At 50.3% G+C, this 6,393-nt stretch carries 5 protein-coding genes; 1 reads left to right on the top strand and 4 read right to left on the bottom strand.

Annotation, left to right across the window (positions count from 1 at the left end):
• The gene (locus ABYT30_RS13955) at positions 1-2,508 is read right to left on the bottom strand and encodes a TonB-dependent receptor (protein ID WP_373097086.1); all 2,508 of its coding nucleotides are present in this window, start codon (positions 2,506-2,508) and stop codon (positions 1-3) included.
• Between the two features lie 915 nt (positions 2,509-3,423).
• On the opposite strand from ABYT30_RS13955, the gene ABYT30_RS13950 reads away from it, so the two are divergent.
• Positions 3,424-4,776 (top strand): spinster family MFS transporter, encoded by a 1,353-nt coding sequence (locus ABYT30_RS13950; RefSeq protein ID WP_373097084.1) that lies wholly within the window; start codon positions 3,424-3,426, stop codon positions 4,774-4,776.
• 11 nt (positions 4,777-4,787) lie between these two features.
• Here the strand turns inward: ABYT30_RS13950 and ABYT30_RS13945 are convergent, their stop codons facing one another.
• The 3 genes from ABYT30_RS13945 to ABYT30_RS13935 all read right to left on the bottom strand — a co-directional run.
• Positions 4,788-5,603, bottom strand: coding sequence for a TauD/TfdA dioxygenase family protein (locus ABYT30_RS13945; RefSeq protein WP_373097082.1), 816 nt, complete (start codon positions 5,601-5,603; stop codon positions 4,788-4,790).
• Between the two features lie 25 nt (positions 5,604-5,628).
• Positions 5,629-5,952, bottom strand: a complete 324-nt coding sequence (locus ABYT30_RS13940; RefSeq protein ID WP_373097080.1) for a hypothetical protein — start codon at positions 5,950-5,952, stop codon at positions 5,629-5,631.
• Positions 5,949-6,393 (bottom strand): RHO alpha subunit C-terminal catalytic domain-containing protein (locus tag ABYT30_RS13935; RefSeq protein WP_373097078.1); only part of this gene is annotated, 445 nt, incomplete at its 5' end. The genes ABYT30_RS13940 and ABYT30_RS13935, both read right to left, overlap by 4 nt.

Raw genomic sequence — 6,393 nt, 5'->3', positions numbered from 1 at the left:
TCAGAAATTATATTTTAAACTTGCACCAACCATTCGCGGCAGACCGGTATTTACAGAGTCAAAGCTGAGCTGATTGTAGGTTCCAGATGAAAAGGTAATGTATTCCTCATTACGAATATTGGTGCCGTAAATAGTGACGTCGACACCGCTTCCAAGTACACCGTACCATCCGGCATTCAGGTTCATAATGCTATAGTCGTCTAACTTATCATTTGGCGTAGTGCCGCTGGCCGCGGTACGCATTTCGCCTGTATAAACGTAGGTTGCGCCCACTTCGAGTAAGCCCCAGTTTGCCGGTGTCGGGAGGGTGTAACGAGCTGACGCCACCCAAGCCGAGTCCGCAGCGAAGCGCATTTCATCGCCCACATTTTCAGCCGGCGTTAGGGTTTCGCCCGAGACTTGTCCTGATACCGGATTCCCCGAGGCGGCGGTCACTGCATCAACAACAGCTTGCTTGTCGATACTGGCCTGCTCAAGCACCTCAGTATCAAGCTTCGAATAGGACAGGTTCAAAAGGAGCCCATCCGTCGGTGCTAATGTGGCCTCCAGCTCAAAGCCTTTTACTGTCGCCTTACCTATATTCGCGATAGTGGTTGTCGTCCCCGAGGTGGGCGACAAATAACCCACTTGGGCCTGGGCGTCCGTCAGCTCATTGTCGAAATAGGCAATGTTTAGCCGACCGGGAATCAAGCCTTCGAAACTGGTTTTGGCGCCAATTTCATAGGTGCTTATGTATTCCGGCTCAAAGGTATCGATGCCCGGGTCCGCCGAGAGGTTAATACCGCCTTGGCGATAGCCCTTTACGTACTTGGCATAAACCATGGCGTCCATAACGTCTAGTTCAGGCTTGTAATTTAACTCGACAACACCCGTTGGCTCTCTGCTGATAACCGTTGGCGAGTTTGACGAGGTAACCGGCGCCTGAACAACAGTACCGGTAAAGGCATAGCGCTTTTTGTGCCCTTCACCAGAAGACTCATCTTCGGTAAAGCGCGCACCAAGAGTAAGGGTCAGGGTATCAAGAATATCGTAGCTCGCCTGGCTGTAAACGGCTTTACTGATAAATTCATACTTAGACTCATTCACGAGCACGCCGCCAAGCGTGCCGTTTAAAGGATCATTACAATTCCAGGTCGAGCTATCGAGACTCTCCAAGGTCCTGATGTCACAATAAATCAAGCCAGCCGCGGTATTGCCGGAGAAACCATCTGGCTGACTATTTTCGTAATACAAACCAGCCTGCCAAAACAGTCTTTCGCTCAATGAACTACCCTGAATACGCATTTCTTCAACCATGGTCGCCTGACTGGCGGTTGGTATATCGGGCCGGACAATTGAGGTGCCAGTCGCAAATTCCCGACTTGGGTCACCGGCGGGTGCACCCGGTAGAGGGATAGCAACACCCGCTGTGGTGTAACTTTCTCTAAAGTAGGTACCAAAAACATTTGCGCCATTTAATGTTTCGAGATGGGCGTAGGCAAGAATATTGGTAAAGGTGAGGGAGTCATTGATACTCCAGACGGTGGTATTGATCAAGCGTTCTTCTTTGATCACACTAATCGCCGTTTTGACACTGCTGGTCACATCGTAAAAACCGGTTTGCCCTCTTGCGGCCTCTTCATCTAGCTGGCCTTGGCAGCCAACACCGGCAGTAGAATAAAATATAGCGGTAGGGTCAGGGTTACAAACCGCCAGCCTTTGGGTGTAACCGTTGGTTTCTGAATCCACAAAATTTAGAATGGTGTAGTTTTCCACACTGTCGGTGATGTCCCACACCAGGCCGAGCCGCACCGCGGTGTAACCCACGTTACCCATATCATCTGGGCCGATACCACTGAAATTATTAAAGTAGCCATCGCGGTCTTTTGTGTCGATACCCACGCGGATTTTAATACTGTCGCTTAGTGGCACATTCAACGCCAACTGCACTTGCCGCTCGGAATAATCGCCGGTGGCTATCTGCACAAAACCCTCTAGCTCATCACTTGGCTTGTTTGGCACCAACAACACTGCGCCACCCGTGGAGTTACGTCCGAACAGGGTACCCTGCGGTCCTTTTAAGACCTGAACATTCGCGAGGTCAAAGAAGTAGCCTGGCCCGGCCCCATCACCAGAAGGCTGCGCAATAGCACCCCGCGGCGCGACTACTTCCGCGAAATAAGTCGCTACCGTTGGCGCGGTACGAATTGTCTGGTTGAAGCCTCGCAAAGAGAATGTTGCATTCTCATTGCCAAGTGTTGAGTTCATGCTTAGGGACGGTGTATAGGTAGCCAAATCACTAGCATTGGTTACATTGGATCGAGAGAGTTGATCTTGACTGAATGCCGTTATCGAAATAGGAACATCCTGGGCGCTTTCCGATCGACGCTGTGCCGTAACAACAACCTCTTCGAGTCCAGTTCGCGCTTTTTGAGTTTCCTCAGCAGTGACCGAGCTGTGCAGCAACAATGTACCCGAAACAAAAATCGCTGGCTGTAATAGCGAATTACGCAATTGTGTAATGTCCATATTGTCTCACTCCTATAAATTATTCTTTTTAACCCAAAAAGCTAATCGAGCCAGTAAAGGTAAATACTAAATCAACATACTATTCAAAATATCGGCATTGCAAACCAAGTGAAGCTGTAGCTGCGAAGAGTTCAGCCACCACCCCCTAGCCAGAGATTAAATTTTCGTTATTCTAACGGCGCATAAAGACCCAACAACTAAGCGACTATATCAACGGGTAAACTGCCCTGCCGAATTACGTTACGCTGCACGACATCAATGCTCGCTCTCGATTTTATACTTTATGCAAAAACTCACATCAGCAAGATATCGAAAACAAAGCGCCCACTGGGCTTGGGCTTGGGCTCCAATAAGCCGAACCAGTATTAAAGAAGGTCCACTACACAGCCCCGACATTTCTAATATTGCCAAGCCAACCACCACTCGGTTCTGCACTTTACGTAATTTCCGTGCCCCGGCCGCCGCAATACCGGCGCACGCTGCAGAAGATTCTACGGCCTATTTTAACCACATAAACTGATAAATCGTCAACTATTTAAAGGGGCATTTTTATTGTCTGTAGCACCCCACTCAAAACACCTAATCACTTAGCCCTTCTACGGCGCGCGCAGCACTGGACGACAGTCCTCTTGCACCGCTATTATTGTGGTAGTGTTAGTTTTAATACCGAAGCACTGGCACTTGAAAGACTCCCGCAAATTTGCGCTGGCGCAAGCCACTAAATTTGCGAGAAAGTCGTGTCGACCCCGCCAATTTACAAGGCTTTATTTAGCGGAGCGGGGACATCACGACCAACAATGGTAAGGCCCAAGTGCCAGATAGCGCACAATGTATGCGCTGGCAAACACGACGTAATTGACAATTTATTTTCCATAATATCGATTTAGTTTTAACCATCACACACTGGAGACAATAATGAACAATCCAGCGGCCAAGCACGCGAATTCAACGGCCGATGCAGAGCAAGTACTGCCATCAGCCTACTACGCCCTAGGGGTATTGCTTGCCGCCTATATATTGTCGTTTATCGATCGCAATGTAATGGCGGTACTCATTGGCCCAATTCGCCAAGACTTACAAATTTCGGATTTCCAATACAGTTTGCTTCACGGTTTCGCCTTTTCAATGTTTTATATTGCACTGGGCATTCCTATCGCCCGCCTCGCCGATCAAAGCAACCGTAAATGGATTATCACAATCGGCATTTTCTTCTGGAGTATCATGTGCTGCCTGTGTGGTTTGGCGCGCAATGTCGTCATGTTATTTGTTGCACGCATCGGCGTTGGTGTTGGCGAAGCGGCGCTATCCCCCCCCGCATTTTCAATGCTGTCGGATTATTTTCCGCCGGAGAAGCAAGCCCGCGCCTTCGCTATTTACAGCCTCGGCGTCACCATTGGCGGCGGTTTATCCTCTATTATCGGCGGTTTTGTTTACAAGTATTTCGCTGCCACAAACGGCGCGATACTGCCTCTCTTTGGCCACGTCAACCCCTGGCAAATGACCTTTATTTGCGTCGGCGCCCCCGGCCTACTCATAGTGATGTTGCTCAGCTTCGTCAAAGAGCCCACCCGCCGTCTTGACCGCGATCCCGTTAAAACCAACGATTCCAGTATTAAGGAGTGCTGGGCACATTTAAAACAGCACCGTCGTATTTATATCGGTGTGATGGGTGCAAACGCGCTTCTTACCATGATGACCTATGGCACCCTTGCGTGGTTTATCGAGTTTATGATTCGCAGCTATGGCGTACCGCGCGAGGCCGCGGGAACCCAGTTTGGCTTGCTCTACATCGTCGCCGGCAGCCTAGGTGCGATTGTCATCGGCTGGCTGGTACAGCCCATGGTGAAGCGCGGTATGATTGATGCGCCAGCCCGCATGCTGCTGATTATCCCCTGCGTGCTCGCCGTTCCGGCAATTGCCGGCCCCCTCAGCGCAACACCCGAAATGGCCATATTACTCGCTTGCCCTACCCTGTTTTTATTGAACGGGTTTTATGGCCCCGGAATTACCGCGTTACAAATGGTCACGCCCAACCGAATGAAAGCCCAGGTCAGCGCGCTGTCGCTGTTTTTTGCCAACCTTTTTGGCCTTGCCCTCGGCCCGACGATTGTCGCCTCGCTAACCGACTTCGTGTTTGCTGACGATGCTGCGCTCCGTTACTCCTTAGCGGCAATGCCCGCAGTGCTATGCCCTGCCGCAGCGCTATTGGCTTACCAAGCGCTTAAGCCCTATCGCGAGTTAATTACCAAAAACGCTGACGCACACTGAGGAAAGCGCTATTAATGCAATTCTTCCTCGCCCGCTAAGATTGTGCGATGCATTAGCCGCCCGCCGTCCTCAGGGTAGGGCAGCGCGCGGTGCATCGTGCCGGTGTTGTTCCATATAAGCAGGTCTCCCACCTGCCACTCGTGGCGATAAACATATTTAGGCTGAGTAGCCCAGTCCCGCAAGCGAGCCAGCAAAGCGCGACTGGCTTCGACGCTCAGGCCCTCAACATAGTCTGCGGTTGCTCCGACCAATAGGGATTTGCGTCCCGACTGATGCGTCCACACCAGTGGGCAAGATTTACTCGGTGACTGCTGCCAAAATTTGACCTCCTCATAACTCATTTCCGGGGTCACATAGTACTGGGAGCGCTCAGCACTATGTATCGCTCGCAAGGTCGATATTTCGCGCTTTTCTGCCTCTGGTAAATCATCAAAGGCCGCGTACGTATTACAAAACTCAGTCTGCCCACCGACCGCAGATAATTTTATCGCACGCAACATCGCAGCGTAATTTGGCCGGGGCTGCAGAGACCCATCAAAGTGCCAGAACAAGGAACCCTTCAAGTACTCAGCTCGCTGGTTTACGCCTTTATCGAGGGAAATTTTATATATTCCGTCCTTACCCTCGCTTTCAACAATATTACCAAGGGTTCTGGCTATCGCGACTTGCTGCTCATCGTTTATTTCTAAGCCGCGAAAAAACACCACACCACGCTCTTCTAAAACAGCGCGTATCGCCTCTGCCTCGCTGCCGCTAAGCAAGCTGTCGACATCGCATTTAATCTCACTACCGATATACGGGGTGAGATGATCAATTTTAATTGCCATAGTATTATCCAGCGCTGGTAAAGAGTTAACTTAGCCGAGTGAGAATGGTATTCGCTGAATGCTTCACCCGAGGCTGCCCCCATAGCTCTACCGCAAGTGACACCGTAATTAGCGAGTACATAAGATTGCGAAGATTAGCCACATCAGGTGGCAAGGCTTGCTGGTAGTCGTACTGATTTATATAGGCAACGGCATTCTCGGCATGAGGGAAAACCTCGTTGTAGAACGCGAGGATTTTATCCATCGTACAGCTGACTCTTTTTAAGTAACGCTGATGGCCGTCTTCAATCGCCCACTCATCAACTAAATGCGCTAAAGCTGAAAAAGCGTCTGGTAATAACATCGTCATTTTTCCACCCCGCCACCTTGCTCACCTTCACGCACCAAATCGGCAACCGTTTTATGTAAATGCCGCACCAATATTTCCTCGTCATTTAAGTGGAATTCCTTCACCGCACGACTATTCAACATCGCCTGCATTCCCTCAAGGGGGCTCGCATCCTCTAAAATAATGTCATTGAGAAAAGTGACCGTTAACTCCTGACCAAGCCGTTCTTTATGGCTTGTCGGCGGCCGAAAATACATATCGACCTCAATAATGTGAGAGTGAGGACCAGTTGGCCAGTGGGCGTGGGTGGTAAAGCCCGAGGCACCAAAAATAATGACAAAATTGGGAAAAAACTGAAACGAATCAAAACCGTAACTAGGTGAACGTGTCGGGTTCAGGCCCGCCGGCATCGGACCGAGATTATTCCGCTTATTCCACGGTCCAGTGGCGCCCGCCTCCATA

Origin of the sequence: Zhongshania sp. (assembly GCF_041623545.1) — a bacterium.
Taxonomy (GTDB): domain Bacteria; phylum Pseudomonadota; class Gammaproteobacteria; order Pseudomonadales; family Spongiibacteraceae; genus Spongiibacter.
This window is presented reverse-complemented; position numbering and strand designations above follow the sequence as displayed.

Bases quoted from the DNA above. Each gene is read 5' to 3' on its own strand.
- ABYT30_RS13955 (WP_373097086.1), bottom strand. From the start codon at position 2,508: ATGGACATTACACAATTGCGTAATTCGCTATTACAGCCAGCGATTTTT.
- ABYT30_RS13950 (WP_373097084.1), top strand. From the start codon at position 3,424: ATGAACAATCCAGCGGCCAAGCACGCGAATTCAACGGCCGATGCAGAG.
- ABYT30_RS13945 (WP_373097082.1), bottom strand. From the start codon at position 5,603: ATGGCAATTAAAATTGATCATCTCACCCCGTATATCGGTAGTGAGATT.
- ABYT30_RS13940 (WP_373097080.1), bottom strand. From the start codon at position 5,952: ATGACGATGTTATTACCAGACGCTTTTTCAGCTTTAGCGCATTTAGTT.